18 protein-coding genes and 1 tRNA gene are annotated in these 25,179 nt (G+C 66.8%); 8 read left to right on the top strand and 11 right to left on the bottom strand.

Features of this window, described 5'->3' with window-relative positions; all coding sequences use genetic code 11:
- Positions 1-113: 113 nt before the first annotated feature.
- Together J2X38_RS02295 and J2X38_RS02290 are read right to left on the bottom strand one after the other, a co-directional pair.
- Entirely contained in the window at positions 114-4,811 is a 4,698-nt protein-coding gene (locus J2X38_RS02295; protein WP_310250861.1) for an NAD-glutamate dehydrogenase domain-containing protein, read from the bottom strand.
- Positions 4,812-4,974: 163 nt separating this feature from the next.
- The gene (locus J2X38_RS02290; RefSeq protein ID WP_405053441.1) at positions 4,975-6,333 is read right to left on the bottom strand and encodes a hypothetical protein; all 1,359 of its coding nucleotides are present in this window, start codon (positions 6,331-6,333) and stop codon (positions 4,975-4,977) included.
- A 323-nt stretch (positions 6,334-6,656) separates the two neighbouring features.
- Between J2X38_RS02290 and J2X38_RS02285 the strand changes: the two genes are divergently transcribed.
- Both J2X38_RS02285 and J2X38_RS02280 read left to right on the top strand, forming a co-directional pair.
- Complete coding sequence (locus tag J2X38_RS02285; protein WP_310250855.1) at positions 6,657-7,097, top strand: DUF983 domain-containing protein; 441 nt, start codon at positions 6,657-6,659, stop codon at positions 7,095-7,097.
- Entirely contained in the window at positions 7,054-8,457 is a 1,404-nt protein-coding gene (locus J2X38_RS02280; RefSeq protein ID WP_310250852.1) for a PLP-dependent aminotransferase family protein, read from the top strand. The genes J2X38_RS02285 and J2X38_RS02280 overlap by 44 nt, the downstream gene beginning before the upstream one ends.
- Before the next feature lie 7 nt (positions 8,458-8,464).
- Here the strand turns inward: J2X38_RS02280 and J2X38_RS02275 are convergent, their stop codons facing one another.
- The 6 genes from J2X38_RS02275 to J2X38_RS02250 form a co-directional block, all read right to left on the bottom strand.
- Positions 8,465-9,874, bottom strand: a complete 1,410-nt coding sequence (locus J2X38_RS02275; protein ID WP_310250850.1) for an efflux transporter outer membrane subunit — start codon at positions 9,872-9,874, stop codon at positions 8,465-8,467.
- Between the two features lie 11 nt (positions 9,875-9,885).
- Entirely contained in the window at positions 9,886-13,077 is a 3,192-nt protein-coding gene (locus J2X38_RS02270) for a multidrug efflux RND transporter permease subunit (RefSeq protein WP_310250848.1), read from the bottom strand.
- A gap of 151 nt (positions 13,078-13,228) precedes the next feature.
- Positions 13,229-14,500 carry an efflux RND transporter periplasmic adaptor subunit gene (locus tag J2X38_RS02265; protein ID WP_310250844.1) on the bottom strand — a complete coding sequence of 424 codons (1,272 nt, stop codon included), beginning with the start codon at positions 14,498-14,500 and terminating at the stop codon, positions 13,229-13,231.
- 461 nt (positions 14,501-14,961) lie between these two features.
- A complete protein-coding gene (locus J2X38_RS02260; RefSeq protein ID WP_082521505.1) occupies positions 14,962-15,582 on the bottom strand; it encodes a TetR/AcrR family transcriptional regulator in 621 nt (206 codons plus the stop codon).
- A 189-nt stretch (positions 15,583-15,771) separates the two neighbouring features.
- Complete coding sequence (locus tag J2X38_RS02255; RefSeq protein ID WP_058538933.1) at positions 15,772-16,152, bottom strand: OsmC family protein; 381 nt, start codon at positions 16,150-16,152, stop codon at positions 15,772-15,774.
- 458 nt (positions 16,153-16,610) lie between these two features.
- Positions 16,611-16,684: transfer RNA gene (locus tag J2X38_RS02250), tRNA-Cys, on the bottom strand.
- Positions 16,685-16,951: 267 nt separating this feature from the next.
- On the opposite strand from J2X38_RS02250, the gene J2X38_RS02245 reads away from it, so the two are divergent.
- The 3 genes from J2X38_RS02245 to J2X38_RS02235 all read left to right on the top strand — a co-directional run bounded on the left by J2X38_RS02245 (position 16,952) and on the right by J2X38_RS02235 (position 19,641).
- Entirely contained in the window at positions 16,952-17,614 is a 663-nt protein-coding gene (locus J2X38_RS02245; RefSeq protein WP_310250837.1) for a protein-L-isoaspartate O-methyltransferase, read from the top strand.
- A 36-nt stretch (positions 17,615-17,650) separates the two neighbouring features.
- On the top strand, positions 17,651-19,144 hold the full coding sequence (locus tag J2X38_RS02240; protein WP_058538745.1) for a TolC family outer membrane protein: 1,494 nt from the start codon (positions 17,651-17,653) through the stop codon (positions 19,142-19,144).
- Between the two features lie 104 nt (positions 19,145-19,248).
- Complete coding sequence (locus J2X38_RS02235) at positions 19,249-19,641, top strand: DUF2497 domain-containing protein (RefSeq protein WP_310250833.1); 393 nt, start codon at positions 19,249-19,251, stop codon at positions 19,639-19,641.
- A 143-nt stretch (positions 19,642-19,784) separates the two neighbouring features.
- Here J2X38_RS02235 and nudC read toward each other — a convergent pair whose 3' ends face one another.
- Genes nudC through J2X38_RS02220 form a run of 3 tightly spaced genes read right to left on the bottom strand, consistent with a single transcriptional unit; the run spans position 19,785 to position 22,968 of the window.
- Positions 19,785-20,654, bottom strand: coding sequence for an NAD(+) diphosphatase (nudC, locus tag J2X38_RS02230; RefSeq protein WP_310250830.1), 870 nt, complete (start codon positions 20,652-20,654; stop codon positions 19,785-19,787).
- Entirely contained in the window at positions 20,654-21,940 is a 1,287-nt protein-coding gene (locus J2X38_RS02225) for a serine hydrolase domain-containing protein (protein WP_310250828.1), read from the bottom strand. Before J2X38_RS02225 ends, nudC begins: the two co-directional genes overlap by 1 nt.
- Positions 21,937-22,968, bottom strand: a complete 1,032-nt coding sequence (locus tag J2X38_RS02220; protein WP_310250826.1) for an A/G-specific adenine glycosylase — start codon at positions 22,966-22,968, stop codon at positions 21,937-21,939. The genes J2X38_RS02225 and J2X38_RS02220 overlap by 4 nt, the downstream gene beginning before the upstream one ends.
- 47 nt (positions 22,969-23,015) lie before the next feature.
- Here J2X38_RS02220 and J2X38_RS02215 point away from each other — a divergent pair, with 47 nt between their 5' ends.
- Genes J2X38_RS02215 through J2X38_RS02205 form a run of 3 tightly spaced genes read left to right on the top strand, consistent with a single transcriptional unit; the run spans position 23,016 to position 25,092 of the window.
- Positions 23,016-23,588 (top strand): DciA family protein, encoded by a 573-nt coding sequence (locus tag J2X38_RS02215; protein WP_310250824.1) that lies wholly within the window; start codon positions 23,016-23,018, stop codon positions 23,586-23,588.
- Between the two features lie 9 nt (positions 23,589-23,597).
- Complete coding sequence (locus J2X38_RS02210; RefSeq protein ID WP_310250821.1) at positions 23,598-24,314, top strand: thioredoxin domain-containing protein; 717 nt, start codon at positions 23,598-23,600, stop codon at positions 24,312-24,314.
- A 37-nt stretch (positions 24,315-24,351) separates the two neighbouring features.
- A complete protein-coding gene (locus tag J2X38_RS02205; RefSeq protein WP_310250818.1) occupies positions 24,352-25,092 on the top strand; it encodes a thioredoxin domain-containing protein in 741 nt (246 codons plus the stop codon).
- The last annotated feature ends 87 nt before the right edge of the window (positions 25,093-25,179 follow it).

Here is a 25,179-nt window from a genome sequence, read left to right as displayed (position 1 = left end):
GGGCACTCCAATAAATAGGGACAGTCCCTATTTAATTTGGCCGATCGGTGGAATCCGCTCTGCCGTTCTCGATTAAATAGGGACTGTCCCTATTTATTACCCTCAGGCGGCTGCTACCGCCCCAGGAGCCCGCGTGCCTGCCCGGCGATATGCGACAGCATCGCGCCGTTCGGGTTCGGGATCATCCGCGCCCGGTCGACCGTCGCGCGGAACTGCTCGACCCGCGGCGCATGATCGGCGAGCCATTTGGTCACCGCCGCGTCGAGATCGCCCTTCGGCAGCCCCGCGAGGAAGGTCAGCCGCATCTGCTGGAAATCGCGCGCAAGGCTGTTGACGAGCAGGCGTTCCCACGGATCGGCGGGGCTCATATGCGCCGCCAGCGTCTGCGCCCAATCGAGCCCCAGCGCTTCGCCCAGATGGGTGAACGCGCTGGTCACCGCGACCTCGTCGTCGCCGCGCCGTTCGGCAAGGTCGACGATGCCGATCGCACCGTCGGTCTTGAACAGCCGCACGACCGACGCGGTCAGCGCCTCGGGCGCGCCCGCGTCGAGCAGTTGCTGCGTCAGCATGTCCCACTGATGCTTGACCGAAGGGCTGAGCAGCGCGTCGACGCTCGCGTTGAGGCGGTCGACACCGGGTTCGAGCCGTGCGACGACGGGGCCCGGCTGCGACAATGTCTGCGTCACGCGCAAGAGGTCGGCCATTTGCGAGGTCATCGCCGACGCCGCCTGCGCGAACAGCGACAGGCGGATGCTTTCGTCGATCTTTGCCGCGTCGAGCGCGTCCCAGATCGTGGGCATTTCGAGCAGGCGCTCGACCGCGACGAAGGCCGCGGCGATGTCGCCGAGCGCGCAGCCTTCCTCTTCGACCAGCTCGAAGGGATGGACGATGCCCATGCGGTTGATGATGCGGTTCGCGATCTTCGTCGCGATGATTTCGCGGCGCAGCTGATGATCGGCGATCGCCTGCGCAAAATCGCGCTGCATCTCGTCGGGGAAAGCGGCGGCAAGGTCGCTGCCGAGCGCCGGATCGTTCGGCAGGTCGCTATGCTCGATCGCATCCTGCAGCGCGAGTTTCGCGGTCGACAGCAGCACCGCGAGTTCGGGGCGCGTCAGCCCGCGCCCTTCGGCGGCGCGGCGGAGCAGTTCGTCGTTCGCCGCGAGCCCCTCGACCTTGCGGTCGAGCCGGCCCGATGCCTCGAACGTCTCCATCAGCCGGACGAGCGACGGCACCGCCGCCGATCCGCCCTTTTCGGCGATCGACAGCGCGAGCGCCTGGAGCCGGTTGTCCTCGAGCACCAGCTCCGACACATTGTCGGTCATGCGCACGAGCAGCGCGTCGCGGTCGTCCTGCGACAGGCGCCCTTCGGCCATCTCGCGGTTCAAGGCGATCTTGATATTGACCTCATTATCCGAGCAATCGACGCCCGCACTGTTGTCGATGAAGTCGGTGTTGATCCGCCCGCCCTTCGCCGAGAAGGCGATGCGCGCCGCCTGCGTCGTGCCAAGGTTCGCACCCTCGCCGACCGCCTTCACGCGCAGATCCTCGGCATCGACGCGCAGCGCGTCGTTCGCGGGATCGCCGACCTCGGCATTATTCTGGCTCGCGGCCTTCACATAGGTGCCGATGCCGCCGAACCACAGCAAGTCGACCGGCGCCTTGAGGATCGCCGAAATGAGCGACACCGGGTCGATTTCGGAGACCGACAGGCCGAGCAGCGCCTGCACTTCAGGGGTCAGCGTTATGCTCTTCTGGCTGCGCGGGAAGATGCCGCCGCCCTTCGAGATCAGCTTGGCGTTATAATCGGCCCAGGATGAGCGCGGCAGGTTGAACATCCGCTCGCGTTCCTTCCAGCTCTTCGCCGGATCGGGATTGGGGTCGAGGAAGATGTGGCGATGGTCGAAGGCGGCGGTCAGCTGGATCGCCTTCGACAGCAGCATGCCGTTGCCGAACACGTCGCCCGACATGTCGCCGCAGCCGGCGACGCGGATCGTGTCGGTCTGCACATCGACGCCCATTTCGGCGAAGTGGCGCCGGACCGACAGCCACGCGCCCTTGGCGGTGATGCCCATCGCCTTATGGTCATAACCCTTCGACCCGCCGCTCGCGAACGCGTCGCCGAGCCAGAAGTCGCGCTCCATCGCGAGCCCATTGGCGACATCGGAGAAGGTCGCGGTGCCCTTGTCGGCGGCGACGACGAAATAAGGATCGTCGCCGTCGTGGATCACGACGCCCTTCGGATGCACGACCTTGCCCGCGACCAGATTGTCGGTGATCGACAAGAGCGAGCGGATGAAGATGCGATAGCATTCGGTGCCCTCGGCAAACCACGCATCGCGGTCGAGCGACACGTCGGGCAGCGCCTTGGGATAAAAGCCGCCCTTCGCGCCGGTCGGCACGATCACGGCATTCTTGACGCGCTGCGCCTTCATCAGCCCGAGGATTTCGGTGCGGAAGTCGTCGCGGCGGTCGGACCAGCGGAGCCCGCCACGCGCGACCGGGCCCGCGCGCAGGTGAATGCCCTCGACGCGCGGCGAATAGACCCACACTTCGCGCCACGGCAGCGGCTTGGGCAGGCCGGGAACCTGCGCGCTGTCGATCTTGAACGCCAGCGCTTCTTCGGCGGCGGGCGCAAAGGCGTTGGTGCGCAGCGTTGCGCCGATCACCGCGTGGAACAGGCGGAGGATGCGATCCTCGTCGATCGACTTGATGTCGGCAAAGCCCGCCATGATATCGGCTTCGAGTGCCTCGGCGCGCTTCGCATCGCGCGCCTTCGGATCGTGGAGCGCCGCGAAACGCTCGATCAGCGCGGCGGTCAGCGCGGGCGCATGGCGCAGCGCGCTGACGACCGTGTCCATGCCGTAAGCCGAGCCGCCCTGACGCAGATAGCGGAACCAGGCGCGCAGCCACACGATCGCGCGCGGGTCGGTCTGGTTGGTGAGCACGAGTTCGTTGAACGCGTCATTCTCGGCGCGCCCGTCGAGCACCGCCGCGATCGCGCCCTCGAGCACTTCGGCATAAGGAAGCAGCGCGAGCTCGTCGACGTTGGCGGGCAGCCGCAAGGTGAAATCGTGGATCACGATCGCCTGCTCGTCGTCGCCCTCGGCGCCGGGGGCGCGGCTGTTCAGCGCGGTCGGGATTTCCTCGAGCACCTCGAAGCCGAAATGTTCAAGCGCGGGGACGACCGCGGACAGCGCGAGCGGGCCGGCCGCGCTATAAACCTTGAGCCGCAGGCGATCGTCGCCGTCGAGGCTCTTGCGCGCGAGGCGCACGCTGCGAGGGTTGGCGGCGTCTAGATCGCGCAGGCGCAGGATGTCGCGCGCCGCTTCCTCGGGATTATAGAGGTTGCGGTAATTGGGCGGGAAGGTCGGCGCAAAGCGCGCCGCAAGCGCCGCCGCGCGGCCCGGTTCGCCGCGCTTCGCCAGCGCCGCCTCAACCTCGGGCTGCCAGCCGCGCACCATCTGTTCGAGCTGCGCGTTGAGCGCCTCGGTATCGGGAACAACGCCGCCGCTGCGCAGGTCGAGCGTGTAGCGCAGCAGCGCCGCGCCGCCGTCTTCGAGCACCATCGTCCAGCCGATCACGCCGGCTTTCGCTTCGCGCACCAGCAGCGATTCGACCGCGAGGCGGCGGCCGGTCGACACTTCGTCGCGCGGCAACCAGACAAAGGCGAACAGGTGGCGGCCCAGCGCGCTCTGCACCGTCACCACCTTCGGCCGCGGCCGGTCGGTGATCGACATCGAGGTCAGCACCAGCTCTTCGAGCGACGCCGCGTCGAACGCGATCAGCAGGTCGTGCGGCAGCGCGGTCAGCGCATGCGCGAGCGCCTTGCCCGCGTGGCCCGTGGGGTCGAAGCCGAACTTCGCCATCAGTGCTTCGAGCTGCGCGCGCAGCATTGGCACCTTCGCGGGCGGCGCCGACAGCGCCTGGCTCGTCCACAGGCCGGCATGGATCGACAGGCGCTCGACCTTCTTGCCCTTCACTTCGGGCACGATGACGAGGTCGAGCAGCACGCGGCGGTGCACCGCCGACAGCCGGTTCGACTTGATCAGCAGCGGCGCATGGCCGCCCTTGTCGAACCACGCGAAGGCGGCTTCGAGTGCGGCGGGCGACAGCAGCTGGCTTTCGCTGCTCTCGCTGATCCCCAGCGAATCCTGAACCTTGCCATCGCGCGTCCGCCACTCATGGCCAAGCTGGGTCATCGCCCCGCCCTCGAACCAGCGCAGCAGCTCGGCGGCTTCGCCCTCGACGCGCATCGCGGCATCGGCGAGCATCGCGGCGCGCATCGCGCGCCAGTCGCGTACCGCCGCGCGGACGTCGCGCAGCGCGGCTTCGAGCCCGTCGAGCAGGCGCCGGCGCGCGCGCGCGTCGCCGCGCTCAAGCTCGATATAGATGACCGACTCGCGCGTTCCGCCCTCGCCCGCTTCCTGCAGATGCCCCTTGGCATCGCGCTTCACCGCGACGACGGGGTGAAGGATGCGGTGGACCGCCAGCCCCTGCGCGGCGACCGCCTGCGAGGTCGAATCGACGAGGAAAGGCATATCGTCGTTGATGATGGCGAGCCGCATCCGGCGGTCGGTGCCGTCGGCAGCGATCGGTTCGAGGAGCAGCGACGGGGTCGCTTCGGCGCGATCGAGCGCAGCGCGCGCGGCGAACTGGCTCGCGTCGGCGAGCGCCGCCTTGTCCATATCGTCGCCCTCGCCCGGCAGCGCGCTGCCACGCAGCGCCGCCAGATAGGCGGCGGCTATTTTCGAAGGAATTTTGGCGGTGGTGGTGGTGTCCGTTTCCGGCGTGTCGGACAAATTCTGAGACATAAAGTGCAGCATCCCGAACCAAAGAGGGGGACCCAGCCGACGATCGGCGGGGGCCCGTTCGCTGCCGCCCCCTATGCGCCTCAGCGGCGCGCGGCTCAAGACCTCGTTCGCGCGCCCGCGTAAAATAATTTCAATTTTCGGATTTTCTGTTGCGTGAACGCTCTCAGCCGTTCTGCGTGATCGGAACCGCCTTCTTCGCCAGCTTCGCCACCAGCGCCGGATCGTCGGCCGCCTTGGCGACGATGCCGATGTGCCCGCCCGGCATCGCGCGCGCGATCAGCACGACGAATTCGGCGCCGCCGGCGTCATGCTCAAGGATGAGCGCCGGGTGCGCGCGGCGCAATGCGTCGAGCGTCTCGTCGGGACGTTCGGCGGCGTCGGCCGGCTTGCGGCGCGCGCGCGCGTCCTTGACCAGCCCTTTGAGCCCGCCCGGATAGCGGTCGAGATAGGCGCTGAGTTCGCCGCGCCCCACGCCTTCGTCCTTGGCATGACCGAGCACGCAGGCATATTCGGCAAGCCGCGTCTTGTCATAGGTCGCGCCGAAAACCAGCTTCACGACCGGGGTCATCGGTGCGCGCTCCTGCATCGCCAGCCCGGCGTCGTCGAGCAGCGCGGCAAAGGCGTCGGGCTGCTCCTCGGCGGCGAGCGCGAAATCCCACGCCTTGCCGACCGCCTGATAGAGCGCACCGCGACTCCGGCTGTCGGCGGCGATCGCGCGTTCGGCGGTTTCGCGTGCGAGCGCGAGCCAGTCGGCGAGTTCGGCATCCTGCCCCGGATCGACCGGCACCTCGTCCTCGTCCCCGTCGTCTTCGTCCGCCTCGACCTCGGCATCCAGCAAGAGCTCTTCATCCTTGCCCAGCCCGGCGAAACCGGGGGCCGCATCGACCGCGACATCGTCGTCGAGATGCTGCGAGTCGGGACCATCGGCCCACACGGGCACCGGCGCGGTCAGCGGCGCGGCGCTGCGCAGCGCCTGTTCGACCGACAGCTGCAGTTCCTCGGCCTGATCGGCGGCGACCGCCTCCTTCCAGTTAATCACGCCCATGATGAAATCGATCGTGTCGTCGTCGGACGAAAAGGGCAGCAAGATGCCGCGGTACATGATCGTCGTGCCGCGATCGTTGACGAACTCGGCCTCGAAGCCGATCGGCGCACGGTTGGCGATGATCTGGAGATAATGGTCGGTGAGGCGCGACAGCAGGGATCGGCCCGGAATCTGGCTGATATAATGGACGTCCTCGTCGATCTGCGATTCTTCGCGCAGCGTGTCGCCGAGGAAGGCGAGCCCGGGGTTTTCGACCCCGGCGGTGAAGTCGAGCAATACCGAGTGCGAGCCGAAATCGGCGCCGTCGAGGTCGAGGTCCTCGACCGACGGATAAGCGCGGTCGGCGAGCAGCGAGGCCCAGTAATTATAGGCCCGAACCTGCATCCGCCGTTCGTCGACGCCGACGGACGCGGGCGCGTCGATCGCTCCATCCTCCTGGTCGTGGCTGCCCGAAAGCAGTCCGCGCATGCTGTCCATCATTTGTCCCCAGTCGCAAACATCGGTAAATCTTATGCACCGGGACTGGTAAAAGCGGCGTAAACGATGGCGGGGGCGATCCGCGCTTTGCGCCGCCGCGCTTCGCGGCGCGATTGTACGGCAAAAAGAGCGGCCAAACGCCTCTTTGGCCCGAAATTTCTCCATTATGCATGGATCATATTTAGATAATCACCATGCCATAAACCCGGAAAATCCATATAAACCTTCTATGTCATAGGGTTATGCTTCTCCTTCACTTGCCCAAATCTCCGCACCATATGCTTTTTGCATGGCATATATGATGCTTTCTGTTGGAGTCGGACATGACGAGCGGTGATATGGGCAACGAAAAGCTGCGCTGGATTCTCTGGTCGGGATGGCACGGCAAATGCCCCGAATGCGGCAAGGGACATATGTTTCGCTCGTGGCTGAAGCTTGCCGACCGCTGCGGGAATTGCGGGCTCGATTTCAGCTTTGCCGCGCCCGACGACGGCCCCGCCTTTTTTTCGCAGTGCATCGTGGCGTTCCCGCTGACCTTCGTGATCGTGTGGCTGCAGATCGCCTACAGCCCGCCGCTGTGGGTCCATCTGGTCTTTTCGATCCCGATCATGGTCATCGGGTGCGTGCTGCCGCTGCGCCCGATCAAGGGCTGGCTGGTCGCCTCGCAATATGTGAACAAGGCGCAGGAATCGGGGACCGAGCATCTGTGGGCGAAGCTGAATGCGCGCGAAAAACATGAAGCGGACGAACGGCGTGGCGGGTGACGCATGGCTCCCCGACATCGCGAACGCGGCAGGGCCCAAATATAAGGCGGTGACCGCCGCGATATCGGCGGCGGTCGCGCGCGGCGAGCTGCGCCACGGCGATCGCCTGCCGCCGCAGCGCGACCTCGCGGTAAAACTCGGCATCGACCTCACCACCGTGACCAAAGCCTATGACCTGGCGCGCCAGCGCGGCCTGATCGTCGCGCGCGGCCGCGCGGGCAGCTTTATCAGCGAGGATGTGCGGACCGGCGAGGTGGCGACGGCGGCGCAGAGCGACATCGCGATGAACAGCCCGCCGATCCCGATCGAAAGCCGTCTGACCGACGCCATGGCATCGGCGCTGGGCACGCTGGGGCGTGCCGACGGTCTCGCGCGGCTGCATTATCAGCGGCCGGGCGGCGCCGCGGCGGACCGCGAAAGCGGCGCCGAACTGCTCGCCCGCACCGGCCTGTCGTCTTCGGTCGAGCAGATCATCGTCACCGCCGGCGGGCAAAATGGGCTGCACGCCATTGCTTCGGCGATCCTCAAGCGCGGCGACCGCGTCGCGTGCGGGCGCTTCGTCTATCCAGGTTTCGCTGCAATCGCGCGGCGCATCGGCGTCACGCTCGTCCCGCTCGCCGCAATGACCGCCGAAGCGTTGGAGGCGGCGCATGCCGCCGCCCCGCTGCGCGCACTCTACATCGTGCCGACCAACGACAATCCGACCACCGCGACGATCGAAATCGGGGAACGGCGGGCCATCGCCGCGTGGGCTGAGGAAACAGGCGTCCAGATCATCGAGGACGATGCCTATGGCCTGCTCCCCGACGCGCCGATCCCCGCGATCGCGAGCTTCGCGCCGCGGGTCGGCTGGTATGTCACGAGCATGGCGAAAATCGTCTCGCCCGCGCTACGTGTCGGCTTTGTCCGCGCGCCGGGGGTGGCCGAGGCCATGCAAATCGCGGCGTGCCAGCATGAAAGCGCGGTGATGGCGCCGCCGCTCAACGTCGCGATGGTATCGCTATGGCTGGCCGACGGAACGCTCGACGCGCTGATCGACGCGGTGCGCAAGGAGGCGAGTTGGCGGCAGCGGCTGGCGCACAGCGTGCTGGGTGACGGACGCCATGCCGCGCACCCGCAAGGCTATCACTTCTGGCTGCCGCTGGCGGTCGACATCCAGCCCGACACGCTCGCCGCCGCGCTCGCGCTCGACGGGCTGTCGGCGGTGCAATCGGACCGCTTCGCGGTTGCCGCCGACACGCCCAGGGCGATGCGCATCTCGCTCGGCGGGACGATCGACCGCCGCGGGCTTTCGCGCGCGCTGCACCGGCTCGCGGCGCAGCTATGGACGCCCGGCGGCGCGGCGAGCCATATCGTCTGACGCGGCCCTAGGTCGACCAGCCGCCCGCGAGTGCGCGGAACAACGCGATCTGGCGCCGCGAAATCTGCCCGTCCTGCGCGGCGAGCACCGCTTCGGTCTCGGCGAACGTCCGTTCGGCATCGAGCCATTCGAGCGAATCCGACGCGCCCTCCTGCCGCTTCGCGCGCACGATCCGCGCCGCGCGTTCGGCCTGATCGCGCGCGGCGCGCAGCGCCTGCCGCTGTTCGAGCGAACGCGCATAGGACGACAGCGCCGTCTCGGTTTCCTCGAGCGCGCGCAACACCGTGCCGTCGAATTCGGCCAGCGATGCCTGCGTGTCCGCCTCGGCCGCCGCGATCCGCGCCCGTGCAGGCTCCTGATTGGGGAACGCCCAGTTGAGCAGCGGCCCGAGCAGCCAGCGGATCGGCCCGCCGCCGAACACATCGCCAAAGCCCGACCCCGTCGAACCGGCCGACCCGCCGAGCGTGATCCGCGGATAAAGATCCGCGGTCGCGACGCCGATGCGCGCGGTGTCGGCGGCCAAGCGGCGCTCGGCGGCGCGAATGTCGGGACGGCGCTTCAATAGCGCCGCCCCATCACCGACCGGGATGGGGTCGGTGATTTCGAGGCTGATGTTGCGGTCCGCCGCGATCGCGGGGAGCGCAGCGGGAGCACGACCGGTCAGAGTCGCGAGGCGGAACAACGCCGCCTGCCGCTCGGCCTCGATGGAGGGGATGTCGGCCGAACGCTGGTCGCGCAGGGTCGTGATGCGCGCGAGGTCGAGCCCCGTCGCCATCCCGACCTCCTTGCGGCGTTCGGTGAGCTTCACCTGCTGGTCGAGCAGGCTGACGATGCGCCGCGCGACATCAAGCCGCGCCGCGCCCGAAGCGGCATCGGCATAGGCCTGCGTCGTGTCGGCGGCGACGATCACGCGCACCGCGTCGGCATTGGCTTCGGCGGCGGCGGTGTCACCGCGCGCGGCCTCGATCGAACGGCTGACGCGGCCGAACAGGTCGACCTCGTACGAGACATTCAGCCCGACATCGACCGCCCAATCTTCGCGGTCGGCGCCCGGCAGGCGCTGGCCTTCGGGGCTGCGGCCGTAATTGGCGCCGGCGCCGATCTCGCCCTGCGGCAGCCGGTCGGCGCGCGCGCCGCGCAAGGATGCGCGAGCGCGGGCGATGTTCGCGACCGCAACGCGAACGTCGGTGTTGGCGGCGAGCGCATCGCCGACGAGCCCGTCGAGGACAGGATCGTTATAGAGCCGCCACCAATCGCCCGCGACCGGCGCGAGCGAGACCGCGGGGCTGTTCGCTGAGACGAACGGCCCGGTGGCGACGGGGGCCGACGCCGATTTGGGCTCGGCATAGTTCGGACCTACCGCGCAAGCGGCGAGCGTCAGCGCCGAGGCGGCAGTGAAGATATTGCGAAGGATCATATTCCTGCTCCTTATTCCGCCGGAACCGGCAGCGCGGTCCCGTGGTCGTCCGACCCGCGCCGCGCGCGCCGCTCGGCCGACCAGTGGCTGAGCGAGCGTGCGACGACGTAGAAGGTCGGGGTGAAGATGAGGCCGAACGCCGTCACGCCGAGCATGCCGAAGAAGACGGCGGTGCCGAGCGCCTGGCGCAGTTCTGCCCCCGCCCCGCTTGCGATCAAGAGCGGCACCGCCCCGAGGATGAAGGCAAAGCTGGTCATCAGGATCGGGCGCAGACGGTCGCGCGCGGCACGCACCGCGGCTTCGATCGGCGACAGACCATCTTCTTCCTCGGCCTGCTTGGCGAATTCGACGATCAGGATCGCGTTCTTCGCAGCAAGCGCGATGAGCACGACAAGCCCGATCTGCGTCAGCACATTATTGTCCATGCCGCGCAAATTCACGCCGACCATCGCCGCGAGCAGACACATCGGGACGATGAAGATGATCGCCAATGGCAGCATCAGGCTTTCATATTGCGCCGCGAGCACGAGGAAGACGAAGACCACCGCGAGCGCGAAGACGATGCCCGCAGTATTCGCCGCGGCCTTTTGCTGGAAAGCGATACCCGTCCATTCGGTGCCGTAACCCGCGGGCAGCGAGTCCGACGCAAGCTTTTCCATCGTCGTCAGCGACGCGCCCGAAGACGAACCGGGGGCGGTATCGCCGTCGATCTCGACCGCGGGGAAGAGGTTGTAGCGCGTGACGCGATACGGCCCCGTGCGGTCCTCGAAGTTCGCGACCGACCCGATCGGCACCATCGCGCCCGAGTCCGACCGCGTCCGCAGATTCGCGATATCGGCGACGGTCTGGCGGTAGGGCGCGTCGGCCTGTGCGGTGACGCGATAGGTGCGGCCGAGCAGGTTGAAGTCGTTGACGAACGCCGAACCCAGATAGACCTGCAACGCTTCGAACACGCGTTCGGGCGGGACGCCGAGCATATTCGCCTTTGCCCGGTCGATATCGGCATAGACGCGCGGGTTCGACGGGTCGAAGAAGGTGAAGACGTTCGCGAGACCCGGGGTCTGGTTCGCCTTGCCGATCAGATTGTTCGTCTCGTTCGCGAGCGCGGCATAGCCGTTCCCGCCGCGATCCTGGACGATCATCCGGTAACCACCAGCCGAACCGATCCCCTGGATCAGCGGCGGCGGGATGATGACGATCTGCGCCTCCGTGATGTCGGCGGTGTTCGCACGCGCCTGGTTCATGATGTCCTCGAAATTGACGCCGAGCTTCCCGCGCTCCTCGAAGGATTTGAGTGGGAAGTAAGCGGCGGCCGAGTTCGGCGCGAGCGTCTGCGACGGACCATCGAAGCCCGCGAGCATCACCGAGCCGAGGACGCCCTTGATCGGCAACACGCGGCCGGCGACTTTCTTCAGCACCGCATCGGTGCGTTCGACCGAGGCGCCCGCCGGCAGCTTGGCGACGACGAGGAAATAGCCCTGATCCTGCGCGGGGATGAAGCCGGTCGGCGTCGCCCAGAACAGGCCCGTGGTCGCGGCGATCAGCGCACCATAGGTGATCATCATCTTCTTCGGCGCGCGCACCAGCCGGTCAGTGAGCCGCGCATAGCCATTGCTCAGCTTCTCGAAAGCTTGGTTGAAGCGTTCGCCGGCATAGTGAACGCGTGCCATCAGCCATCCGTCTGCCTGCGCGGGAGCGTGCGGCTTGAGCAGGATCGCCGCAAGCGCGGGCGACAGCGTGAGCGAAAGCACCAGCGAGATAATCGTCGCGGTCGAGATGGTGACCGCGAACTGCTGATAGAAGGCACCCGACAGCCCGGTGAGGAACAAGGTCGGCACGAACACCGCGCAGAGCACGAGCACGATCGCGACGAGCGCGCCCGAGACCTCATCCATCGACGTGCGCGCAGCTTCGAGCGCGCTCATGCCTTTTTCGAGGTTGCGTTCGACATTTTCGACGACGACGATCGCGTCGTCGACGACGATGCCGATCGCGAGCACCAGCCCGAACAGCGAGAGGTTGTTGAGGCTGTAACCGAACGCCGCGAGCACCACGAAAGTCCCGATCAGCGACACCGGGATCGCGAGCACCGGAATGATCGCCGCGCGCCATTTCTGCAAGAAGACCAGAATGACGATGACGACCAGGATGACGGCTTCGAACAGCGTCTCCATCACCGCGTCGATCGACTGGGCGATGAATTCGGTGGGGTTATAGATGACGCGATATTCGAGGCCCTTGGGGAAGCTTTTCGATGCCGCCGCCATTTCAGCCTCGACCGCCTGCGCCGCAGCAAGCGCGTTCGAACCCGGGCGCTGGAAGGTCGCGAGAATGACCGTCGGGTCGCCCGACAAATAGGTGTTCGAATTATAGTCCGACGCGCCGAGTTCGACGCGCGCGACGTCCGACACGCGGACCTGCCGCCCGTCGGCATCGGTCCGGATGACGATGTTGGCGAAGTCCTTGGGGTCGGTCAGGCGGCCCTGCGTTTCGACGCTGAGCTGGAAGCTGCTGCCGTTGGCATGCGGCGGCTGGCCGAGCGAGCCCGCGGCGACCTGCACATTCTCGCGGCGCAGCGCGGTGACGATCTCGCCCGCGGTCAGGTCGAGCGCGGCGGCGCGGCCGGGATCGATCCACACGCGCATCGCATAGTCGCGGCTGCCGAACAGGCGCACGTCGCCGACGCCGTCGATACGGCTCAAACGATCGCGCAGCTGCGTCAGCGCATAGTTGGAGATGTACGCGCGATCGAGCGACTTGTCGGGCGAAACCAGGTTCACGATCAACAGGAAGTCGGGCGAGGTCTTGCGCGTCACCACGCCGAGGCGCTGCACCGTTTCAGGGAGGCGCGGGGTCGCAATCGCGACGCGGTTCTGCACCAAGACCTGCGCGGCATCGAGGTCGGTGCCGATCTTGAAGGTCACGGTGATCGTGACGACACCGTCGCCGGTCGACTGGCTGCTCATATAGAGCATATTGTCGACGCCGTTGATTTCCTGCTCGATCGGCGCCGCCACTGTGTCGGCGACGGTTTCAGCCGACGCGCCCGGATAGGTTGCGGTCACCGTCACCGTCGGGGGGACGATGTCGGGATATTGCGAGACCGGCAGGCCGATATAGGCGACCGCACCGATGATGGTGATGATGACAGCGAGCACGGCGGCAAAGATCGGCCGGTCGATGAAAAAGCGGGATAGGCGCATGGGAGAGCCCCTGTTCTATGATCTGTAAACCTTCCCCTCCCGCCCCGCGGGAGGGGTAGCGAGACTTGCGAGCTTGCTCGCTAGTCGCAGCGGGGAGGGCATAGCCACAGGCCCACCCCCGACCCCTCCCGCAAGCGGGAGGGGAGAGAAGTTACCGCGTGAAGGTCGCCTGCGCCGACACCGGTTCGACGGAGGCAGCCGCACCCTCGGGGGGTGCCGTGGCGACGATCTTGCCCGCCTTGGCCACGGCCTTTTCGCCGGGACGCGCGAACTGATAGCCGTTGATGACGACACGATCGGTCGGGGTCAGGCCCGAACGGATGACGCGCAGACCATCGACTTCGGGGCCAAGCTCGACCGGCTTTGCCGCGACCATTCCGTCCTTGCCGACGACATAGACGATCTTGCGCGCCTGGTCGGTCTGCACCGCCGCGGCGGGGATCAACAGCGCGCGCGCCGTCTGGCCGGTCGTCAGGCGCATGTTGCCGAACATGCCGGGGGTCAGGAACATTTCCGGGTTGCGGAAGCTGGCGCGGGCGCGGATCGTGCCCGAACGCGGGTCGAGGCCATTGTCGGTAAAGTCGAGCTGCCCCTTCCAGCGATAATCGCTTTCGTCCTGCAGGCGGACTTCGACCGTCGCACCCTTATCGCCGCCCTCGCGCTTGGTCTTGAGGAACAAAGCTTCGGATCCCTGGAAGGTGAAGTACACGGGATCGAGCGCGTTGATCGTCGTGAGCAGCGTACCGCCGGCATCGCCCGCCGACACAAGGTTGCCCGCGTCGATCTGGCGATCCGAAATACGGCCGCTCAGCGGCGCGCGAACGACAGTAAATTCGACGTCGAGCGAGCGCGCCGCGATGCGCGCATCGGCACCAGCCAGCGCGGCATTCGCAGCGTTCACCCGCGCACGCAGCCGGTCGATCTCGCTCTGCGACACCGCCTCGACATCGACGAGCCGCCCGGCGCGTTCGAGTTCGAGCCGCGCGAGCGCAAGGTCGCTGCGCGCGCTGGCCGCCGAGGCACGCGCTTCGGCGAGCGCGGCGCGATAGGGGCGCGGATCGATGGTGAAAAGCGGCTGACCCTGACGGACGATCTGCCCGTCGGTGAAGTGGATCGCGGTGATCGCGCCCGAAACGCGCGGGCGCACCTCGACCGCTTTCGACGCTTCGAAGCGGCCGATATATTCGTCCCACAAGGTCACATCGCGCGCGATCGGCGCGGCGACGGTGAGCACGGGCGCGGGCGCTGCGGCCGCCTGCGGCGGACCGTCGCGGAGCAGCCACCAGGCGCCGACAATGAGCACGAGGAACGCCCCGATCCACGCGGCGCGGCGGCCGCGGCCGGGGTGGAGCAATGTCTTGAGTTCGCGCCGGACCTTCGCGTCGGCGGGGTCGAGTTTTTCGATCGGGGTGTGGACGGTCATGGAAATGCCCTCTTCTTTTCGTTCGTTTTGGCCGCCTGCGCCCCCGGGGGAGGGGGAGGGGGGCGCAGGCAGCCAGCGCCGGAAGCGCATGCCTCCGGCTGGTGTCGCAAATGGTCCTTGTTGCCAGAGGGCCCTCGACAGAGGACGGCCGCCCTGTCCCGCCACACGCATCCCATGCGCGCGCGGGGTCCCTGTTTATATCTTGCGGGCAAGCGCCTTCGGGCGCCCGACCGGAGCAAGACTCTCTTCCGGGAAATTATTCGATGGTGAAACTTCCGGCCGCCGCACGATCTTTGTCACACTGCGGCCGGTCTCGGGGGAGAGCCTATCTTTGTATACTGAGTGGTATATAAGTCATGTTGCGCTGCGTCAAGACCATTCTGTACCGGGCAGTAAAATTTTTCTTTCCGAGCGTTTACCGAAACAGTGGGCGCCGGTCTTTCGGCCGGTAAATGCTCAGATCAACGCCCCGGCCAAAGCTTCAGGCTGGTTTCGACGAGCCGCTCCAGCTCGGCGCGCGTCGCGCCGGCGCCGGCCTGCACCGACATGCCCTGGTTCACCGCGGTCAGGAACGCCGCCAGACCTTCGGCGTCGGTGTCGGGCGGGAAGTCGCCCTCTTCCTTGGCGCGCGCAAAGCGTTCGAGCATCGCGCGCTTCGCCGTCGCGCCGCGTTCGAGCACGGCCTGACGAATGCATTCGGCCTCGGCGCCGCACGCGACCGAGGTGATCACGCCAAGGCAGCCGTTCGGATTTTCGGGGCAGGTGTACATGTCGAGCGCCCCGTACATCAGCCGCTCGGCGACGCCGCGCGCGGTCGGCGCATCGAGCGCCGCATGCATATAGTCGGCCTTTTCGCGCTCATAAAGGTCGAGCGCCTTGTTGAAGAGGGCTTCCTTGTTACCGAAGGCCGCGTACAAACTCGGCTTGGTAATCCCCATCGCCTCGGTCAGATCGGCCATCGACGCGCCCTCATAGCCCTTCGACCAGAAGACGCGCAGCGCCGCCGCCAGCGCCATGTCGACGCAAAATTCGCGCGGACGGCCCTTATGCGGTGTGGCGACGGTGGCGGTTTCGATTTCCATAACGGCTGGTATATAAGTGGTAGATCGCAACTTGTCCAGTGGCGCGCCCGATCCCCTATCCTCCCTGTTGCGAAGCAATGGGGAGGTGGCAGCGCGAAGCGCTGACGGAGGGGCCATAACGCAACGTCGCGGCCCCTCCACCATGCTTCGCATGGTCCCCCTCCCCATCGCTTCGCGACAGGGAGGATCCTATGCCAATCTTGTGTCGATCGGCAGCCCGCCCTTCAGCGTCAGCGTCACCGGCGTCCGCTCGGCAATATCGGCGAGCCGTGCTTTCTGTTCGTCGTCGAGTCCCGCGATCGTCAGCACCCGATCGACCCGAAGGCCGTCCTTGTTGACGAGCCGCAGGCCGACATCGACCGATTCGAGCGGCCATTCCTTGCGGTCGGCGTACATGCGCAATGTGATCGCGGTGCACGCGCCGAGGCCCGCGAGCAGGAAATCATAAGGCGCCGGCCCCAGATTCTGCCCGCCCAGCCCCGGCCCCTCGTCGCCGATCAGCTCATGGCCGCCGACGTTGATCGCGGTGCGATAATGATCCTTGCCGATGCGGGCGGTGCCATGGGCCATGCTGCTGTCCTCCATGCGAACGAGTCCGATAGAAACTTCTTTCCCGGCAGGGCGCGCAAACGGCAAGCGGAAATGCGGGACGATTCACAAGCTGGATATCGTCCGCCTGGCTCCGTGTGCGGGGCAAACGCAAACATCTTGAACTGACCGCCAGGAATCTTACATTGATTTCATCGTCAACAAGCGAAAGGAGGTGGTCGAATGTCTCATTGTCACGCGCCGCATGCGGCAGATTTGAGCATGACCTTCCTCGCGGGGGTCCGGCTCGGATAATCGTCCGCGAACAGGCACGACAATGGAAGGGCTGCTCCGAAAGGGGCAGCCCTTTGTCCTTGGGGCTACCGAACGGCTGCGTGTCGTCAGGCTACCGTCAGAAACCGGCGCTACAGATTGCGCGATAGGGGCGACGCCATGGGACCGACGCAAGCGAAGTCTGATTTTGCGACTTGGGAAAAGTTTGGAGGCCCGAGCCGGAATCGAACCGGCGTGCACGGATTTGCAATCCGCTGCGTCACCACTCCGCCATCGGGCCTCATGCCAAATTACCGCATCCTGAGAGGGACGGGCCGGGTGTTGGACGGCGCCGCTAGTGAGGGGCTTTGGCTGCCTTGTCAAGGATTCGCCGGACCGGCACCGCCCGGGCCGCGGCGCAGCGCGCGATGAGGCTTGGCGACACCCCCATTGACAGCTATGCGCGGCGACAATGCGGCTGCGGGGCTGTATTACTATTGCAATACAGCATTGCTTCGGCTAAAGCTGCCCCGCAAAGGTTCAAGTTCCAGGGAATTGGAAAAGGCTGATGGCGACGAAGTTTAGCGAAATCACTGCGGCAGAGATGCGCGCTGCCATGATCGACAGCCAGCTGAGGACCAACGACGTCATCGACCCCGCGGTGATCGGCGCGATGGCCGCGGCACCGCGCGAGGCGCATGTGCCCGCCGCGCTCGCCGGCGTCGCTTATATGGACCGCCCGATCACGCTGGGCCACGGCCGCGCACTGAACGCGCCGCTGGTCACCGGCCGGATGCTGGTCGCGGCGGCGATCCGCCCCGGCCAGCGCGTGCTGCTGGTCGGCAGCGCGACGGGCTATACCGCCGGACTGCTCGCGCTGCTCGGCGCCGAAGTGCATGCCGTCGAGGAACAGGGTGAATTGATGGCGGTGGCAGAGGGCGCGGTCGCCAACGACAATATCCGCTGGACCCGGGGACCGCTCGCCGCCGGTGCGCCCGATGCGGCACCGTTCGACCGCATCATCATCGAGGGCGCGATCGAAACGCTGCCCGATGCGCTGGTCGCACAGCTCGCCGACGGCGGCCGGCTGATCGCGGCGCGGCGCGAAGGCGCGGTGACGCGGCTGGTCGAGGGCGTGAAGGCCGGCGGCGCGATCGCGCTGCGCAGCTTCGCCGACATGGACGTCGCGCCGCTGCCGGGCTTTGCGGCACCGGTCGCTTTTCAGTTTTAAGGCCACTTCCTTCCTTGTTGCGGGGCTGACATCTTTATGAACGATAATAATAAGAAACAGCCCCTTCGCCGGTCCAGCTGGCTCGCCGGACTCGCGGTCGGTGCGCTGATGCTGCCCGCGGCGGCGCAGGCCGAAACATTGCAGGGTGCGCTGGCCAAGGCCTATGAAAACAATCCGACGCTGACCGGCGCGCGCGCGGGACAGCGCGCGAATGACGAGAATGTGCCGATCCAGAAAAGCTTCGGCCTTCCCGAGGTCAACACCCGCGCGGATTATGAGGAAAATCTGATCATCCCCGGCAACAGCTTCAACGCGCCGATGCGATCGATTACCGCGAGCGGCCAGCTGTCGGTGCCGATTTATCAGGGAGGCGCCGTCCGCAACGCCGTGCGCGCAGCGAAATATCGCGTCGAGGCGGGACAAGCCGACTTGCGCGCAACCGAAGCAAGCGTGTTTTCGCAGGTCGTCGGCGCCTATATGGACGTCATTCGCGACCAGGCGATCGTCCAGCTTAACCAAAAGAACGTCTCGGTCCTGCGGACCAACCTTCAGGCGACGAGCGATCGCTTCGAGATCGGCGACCTGACGCGCACTGACGTTGCCCAGTCGGAGGCGCGGCTCGCGCTCGCCGAAGGCGATTTGCGCAACGCCGAGGCCAATCTGATCGGCAGCCGCGAATCCTATATCCGGCTTGTCGGCGACGCACCGACCGATCTGCAGGCACCGCCGAAGCTGCCGAACCTGCCCGCGAGCGCCGAAGAAGCGGTCGGAATCGCGCTCAACGCCAATCCCGATATCGAGGCCGCGAATCAGCTGGTCAATGCGTCCAAGGCGGACATTGGTGCGGCAAAGGCAGCCCGCGCGCCGAAACTCTCGGCGACGGTCGGCGGCGGCTACAATAATTACCTCGGCTCGCTGAACAGCGGCGTCACCGGCGTCGGCGTATTGCAGGAAACATCGAACGCGGCCGCCGGGGTTTCGGTAACGCTGCCGATCTTCACCGGCGGCCGCCGGTCGGCCCAGGTGCGGCAGGCGCAGTCGCGCGGCAGCCAGGCGATCGAACAATATGTCGAAACCGAACGCGGCGTGATCGCGCAGACGCGCGGCGCCTATGCCGCCTGGCAGGCGAACGAACGCATCATCACCGCGACGCAGCAGGCGGTCAGCGCGAACGCGCTCTCGCTCGAAGGCGTACGCGCCGAAAACAGCGTCGGCACGCGGTCGATCCTCGACATTTTGAACGCCGAACAGGAATATCTGAACACGCAGGTCCAGCTCGTGTCGGCGCAGCGCAACTCGTACGTCGCCGCCTTCTCGGTCCTCGCCGCAATGGGCAAGGCCGAAGCGCGCGATCTCGGCATCGGCGGCGGCGCGCTCTACGATCCCGAAGTCAATTACAAGCGCGTGCGCGGCGAGATCTGGGATTGGGCCGACGATCCGGCGCCGCAGCAAGTCGCAACCGACACGCGCGCCGTTCCCGCCGCCACCGCCAGCGTTCCCGTCGGTCCGCCATCGCTCTCGCCACAATAAGGCTTGGCAAAATCCACCCCGAATCGGTAAGAGGATGGTTAACCATCCGGTAATCGCGATGGTTTAGGGGGTTGGTTATGGGCGATATGTCGCGGGAACCATCGATGGAAGATATCTTGTCGTCGATTCGGCGCGTGATCGCTCGCGACGAGGCGCCGGGCTCGGCACGCGAGATCCGCGTCCCCGAAGCCGATGATATTCTCGACCTTCAGGATGAAGAAGACCGGGCCGATGTCGCCCCCGTGGCCGCGGAGCTCGTTTCCGAAGCAAGCGCCGATGCTGCGCGCCAGTCGCTCGAAGCGCTGACCGCAGCGGTCGCGCCCGCGGTCGCCGCTGCAACCGTTGCCGCCCCGACCGTCGCCGGCCGCACGATGGAGGATGTCGTCCTCGACGCGCTGCGCCCGATGCTCAAGGACTGGCTCGACACCAACCTGCCCGCGCTGGTCGAGGCGATGGTCGCCAAGGAAATCAGCCGGATTACCGGCAAGCGGCTCTAGTCACTTTATCCTCCCTGTCGCGTAGCGATGGGGAGGGGGACCATCCGCGTAGCGGATGGTGGAGGGGCAGCAACGTTGCGCCATTAGCCCCTCCGTCAGCGCTTCGCGCTGCCACCTCCCCATGCCTGCGGCACAGGGAGGATTTATCTGGCCCAATCTTCCAGCAAATATCGCGCGATCGCGAGCGGCGGCGGCGCCATGAACGGCGCGCCCATGTCGCCCGCGAGCGCGGCGCGTACCTCGGCCTTGTCGACCCACATCGCGGCCTCGATCTCGGTCGTGTCGAGCGTGAGCGCGGGATTCTTCGCGACCGCGCGGCACCCGATCATCAATGACGAGGGGAACGGCCAGGGCTGGCTCGCGACATAGCTGACATCCGAGACGCGGATGCCCGCCTCCTCGAACAATTCGCGCGCGACCGCTTCCTCGAGCGATTCGCCAGGCTCGACGAACCCCGCGAGCGCCGAGAAGAATCCCGGCGGAAACCCGCCCTGCCGCCCGACGAGCACTCGCCCCTCGCATTCGGCAAGCATGATCACCACCGGATCGACGCGCGGGAAATGCTCGGCATTGCAGCTGCCGCAACGCCGCCCCCACCCGCCGCGAAACAGGTCGGTCGGCGAACCGCACACCGCGCAGAAACGATGCCGCGCGTGCCAGTCGACAAGACTGCGCGCACCGCCATAAAGCGCCGCATCCGCGCCCGAAAGCAGCGGCAGCAACCGCATCACCGTGCGCGACCGCGCATCGATCCGCGCCCCCGAAGCGGCCTCGCGCACGAAATGCGGGATCCCGTCATTGTCGATACCAAGCAGCATCAGCGCGCGATCGTCGGCGGGGTCGAGCGGCTCCCACAAGAGTCCGCCGCCCTCGCCCGGCACGAAGTCGATGCCGTCGAGCACAAGGCAGCGCGCCCGCGGATCGGCCACTGCCGCAGCGAAAGCCGCCTCGTTGGTACGCAATTGATCGGCGCGGTCGAGCCACGCCCCGGTGAATCCGAGCGGAAGCGGCATCAGCGCGTCACATCCTTGAAGAAGGTCTCGCCGAACTTGCCCTGGAACGACACCGCATCGGGCGGCATGATCTGCGTATAGCCGCCGACGCGATAGCCAAGCCCCCGGTGGACGAAGCCGATCGTCCCCGCGGCGCCCGCCCAGCCGAAAATCCCCTCGCCACCCGGCGAGGTCGGCAGCGACACGCGGCCGCCCGCACCAAAGCCCTGCCCGTCGATGAAGGTTCCCTTGCGGTCGACGCTGTCGGCGATGAGGTTCGACATCGCGAGCCGCGCGGTCTCGCGCTTCATCACGCGCTTCCCGCCGGTTTCTCCTTCACCCAGCAGCATCGCGAGAAAGCGGTCGTAGTCGCGCGCGCTCGACACGAGGCCGCCGCCGCCGAAGGGATAGGGCGGCGGGTCGAGATAGATCGAGCTTGCCGCGGGATCGAAAGGAATCAGCGCGCCGCCGAAGGGCGCATAATTGCTCGTGAAGCGCCCGACGTCCTTCGCGGCGACCATGAAGCCGGTGCTCGTCATGCCGAGCGGATCGAACAGCCGCGCCTTCAGAAAGGCATCGAACGGCTGCCCCGACACGACCTCGATCAGCCGCCCCATCAGGTCGAGGCTGATCGAATAGCTCCATTTGGTGCCGGGCTCATAGACGAGCGGCAGCGCCGCGAGCCGGTCGGCCATCACGGCGAGGCTCGGCGCGGGGGTTACCGGCGCGAAACCCGGGATCGGCAGCCGGCTCGCCTGCCCGCCAGTGATGCCATTATCGTCATAGGCCTTTTTGATCGGCCCCTTCTGGATGATATTATAGCCGAGCCCCGCGGTGTGCGTGAGCAGCTGGCGCACCGTGATCGGGCCCTTCGCGGGGCGCACATCGGTGATCGAGCCGTCGGGCGTGTTCTGCACCTTCATATTCGCAAAGGCGGGCAGGAAGTCGGCAATCGGCTGGTCGAGCTTCATCTTGCCGTCCTCGATCAGCAGCATCGCGGCGATGCCGGTGACGGGCTTGGTCATCGAATAGAGGCGCCACAAAGTATCGGGGCCGACCGGCGTCGCCGAATCGTTCGACTGCACCCCCGCACCGAAAAAGACCGGCGCCTCCTGCCCCTTGCCGATTGCGGCGAGCGTGCCCGCCAGTTCGCGGCGGTCGACAAAGCCTTTGATGAACGCGTTGGTCGCGGGATAGAGCGCGGCGCCGTCGATCTTCCACGCCAGCGCGGCGCGCGGCAGCAACGCCCCCGCGCCCGCCAGCGCCATCCCACCCATCAGTGCGCGGCGCGACACCATCATGTTCATGCGTCTCTCTCCAGCATCTTGTCGGTCAGTTTGCGATAGAGCGTCGGCAGCCCCGCCGCGTCAAGGTCCGCGATCGGCCACCATCGGCCTTCCGCTGCGGCATCGGGGCCTTGTGGCGGAGCGTCGCGCCGCACCAATGTCAGCGTCAGGTCGAAATGGGTAAAACCATGGTCGACGCTGACGATTCCCGACTCGGACGGCCGCGCATCGCTCCAGTCGCCGCCGGGCAGCGCGCGCATCCCGCCGAGCATGCCCTTGCCCGGCCGGCGCACGAGCCAGACCTGCGCATCGCGCTCGATCCAGTGCGCCAGCCCATGCCGATGCGGCTTGGCTTTCTTCGGCGGCTTCACCGGCAGGCGCTCGATATCCGCCCGCCCGCGCGCGCGGCAGTCGGCCATCAGCGGGCAGATCGCGCAGGCAGGGCCGCGCGGCGTGCAGACGGTCGCGCCAAGATCCATCAGCGCCTGGGCAAAATCGCCCGGGCGATCCGTGGGCACTAGCGGTGCCAGCGCGGCACGAATCTCGCGCTTCGCCATCGGCAGCGGGGTTTCGATCAGCCGGTGGCGCGCGATCACGCGCTCGATATTGGCATCGACGACCACCGCGGCGCGCCCGAAAGCGATCGCCGCGACCGACGCCGCGGTATAGTCGCCGATCCCCGGCAGCGCGCGCAAGGCGGCCTCGCTATCGGGAAATATCCCGCCATGGTCGCGAACGACCGCGCGTGCGCAGGCGAGCAGATTGCGCGCGCGGGCGTAATAGCCAAGCCCCGCCCACGCCGCCATGACATCGGCGTCGTCGGCCGCCGCCAGATCGGCAACCGTCGGCCAGCGTTCTGTAAAGCGCGCGAAATAGCCCGCGACCGCGGCGACGGTCGTCTGCTGCAACATGACTTCGGCCAGCCAGATGCGATAGGGATCGGGGACGCCGCCGCTGTTCGGCGCGATCCGCCACGGCAGCACCCGCGCCGACCGGTCGTACCAGCCGAGCAGCCGGTCCGCGAAGTCGCGGGCGATGTCATCTGCCATGTGGGAAGTCTGGACGCTCACCCCCCGCCTATGGCATGGCACCCGGCATGACGAAAGACGTAGGCGAGGATGCGCCGGCCAAAAAGGCCAAGGCGAAAGGCAAGGCGAAATCCGCCAAGCCGCCCGTGCGCGTTTACGAACGCCCGCGCGGCGGCGAAGCGCGCATGGTGTCCGACCTCGTTCCCGAAATCGGCCGCGCCGCCTTTCGCAAGTTTGGCTTTGTCCAAAGCTCGGTGGTCAGCCGCTGGCGCGAGATCGTCGGCGACCGGCTCGCCGACGTCACCCAGCCCGCGATGATCCGTTTCCCGGCGGGCCAGAAAGCGGGCGGCACGCTCCACCTGACGATCAGCGGCGCGCACGCGCCGATGCTCCAGCATGTCGCGCCCGACATCATCGGCGCGGTCAACCGCTTCTTCGGTTATGCCGCCGTCGCGCAGGTTCGCATGACGCACGGTCAGGTCACGCCCGCCGCGCCCGTTCAGCCGCCGGCAATGCTGAAACCCGTACCCGCCGAACTGGGGGACAGCCTGCGCGACATCGGCGACCCGGAACTGCGCACCGTGCTCGAACGCATGGCGGCAGGACTGGCGACGCCGCCCAAGCTTCCCCGTATCAGTTAGGAAAGACGGATGTCCGCTTTTGACGACCCGCTTCTCGATCGCCGCGCGGCGGTGCTGGCACTTTCGGGCGCCGCGCTCGGCCTGATCGCCGCGACCCCGGCGAAACCCACGCTCTGGTCGCAGACCGTCACGACGACCCCGATCGGCGCCTTCCTCGCCGGCAACCCCGCCGCGAAGGTGCGGGTCGTCGAATATTTCAGCTACACCTGCCACGTCTGCGCCGATTTCGCGAAGGCGAGCGCGCTGCCGCTGAAGACAGGCTATGTCGATCGCGGACTCGTGCTGTTCGAATATCGCAACCTGGTGCGCGACCCCGTCGACATGACCGCGGCGCTGCTCGCGCGCTGCGGCGGTCCCAAGGCGTTCGCGGGCAATCATCAGGCGATCTTCAACCATTTCACCGCGCTGATCGCCAGCATCCAGAAGGCGACCGAGGCGCAGAAGAAGAGCTGGTTCGAAGGCACCACCGGCGAGCGCGCGCGCAAGATCGCCGCCGGCACGGGGCTCACCGCGCTGATGCGCGCACGCGGCTACACACCGGCGCAGATCGACGCCGCGCTCGACAGCGAGGTCGCGCAGGCCGAGCTCACCGGCATGACGAACATCGGGCTCAATGCCGACAATGTCGAAGGCACGCCGAGCTTTTTCGTCAATGGCCGCAATGCCGGGGTCACCGCATGGCCCGCACTCAAATCGAAACTCGACCTCGCGATCAAGGCCGCTTAAAAGCGCCGCATTCCCGTTCTGTGGAGAAAGTAAGAATATGACCGCATCGCTTCGTATCGCCCTTCTGTCTTCGCTCGGCGCGCTCGCCCTCGCCGGTTGCGGCGACGGCGCGACCGACCCCTCCAAGGAACAGTCCGTGGTCGCCAAGGTCGCGCCGCCGGCCGGCAAGAGCTGGTCGCAGGTCGTGCGCGTCGACGGCGACGGCGTCGTGATGGGCAACCCCGACGCACCGATCAAACTCGAGGAATTTGGCGCCTTCACCTGCGGCCATTGCGCGCAGTTCACCAAGGATTCGCACGAAGAGCTGAAGCGTGACTTCGTCGACACCGGCCGTGTGTCGTACAAGCTGACGCCGTTCATGCTCCACCCCGTCGACGCGATCGCGGGCGCGATCGTTAAATGCACCGGCCCCGACCGCTTCTTCCCGCTCGCCGACGCGACCTTCCTCGAGCATGAGGCGTTCATCGCGGGCGCGTCGAAGCCGGCGCCGGGGATCGAGGAAGCGATGAAGCTGCCCCCCGCACAGCGCTTTACCGCGCTCGCCAAGGGCTGGGGCATCGATCAATTCTATCAGCAGCGCGGGGTTCCCGCCGCGACGATCCAGCAGTGCCTCGCCAAGGTCGAAAATGTCGAGGCGATCGAAAAGGGCACCAACGCCGGCGTCGAGAAATATCAGATCACCGGCACGCCGACCTTTGTCATCAACGGCCAGGTCGCCGAAGGCGTCGCATCATGGGCTCCGCTGCGCGACCGCCTCCGCACGATGGGCGCACGCTGATTCGGATTTGATCCTCCCTGCGCCGAAGGCGTGGGGAGGGGGACCGCTCGCGAAGCGAGTGGGTGGAGGGGCAGCAACGCTAGCGTC

Source organism: Sphingopyxis sp. BE235 (assembly GCF_031457175.1).
In the GTDB taxonomy this organism is placed as follows: Bacteria; Pseudomonadota; Alphaproteobacteria; order Sphingomonadales; family Sphingomonadaceae; genus Sphingopyxis.
The sequence above is the reverse complement of the archived record's forward strand: the minus strand, read 5'-3'. Positions and strand labels throughout refer to the sequence as shown.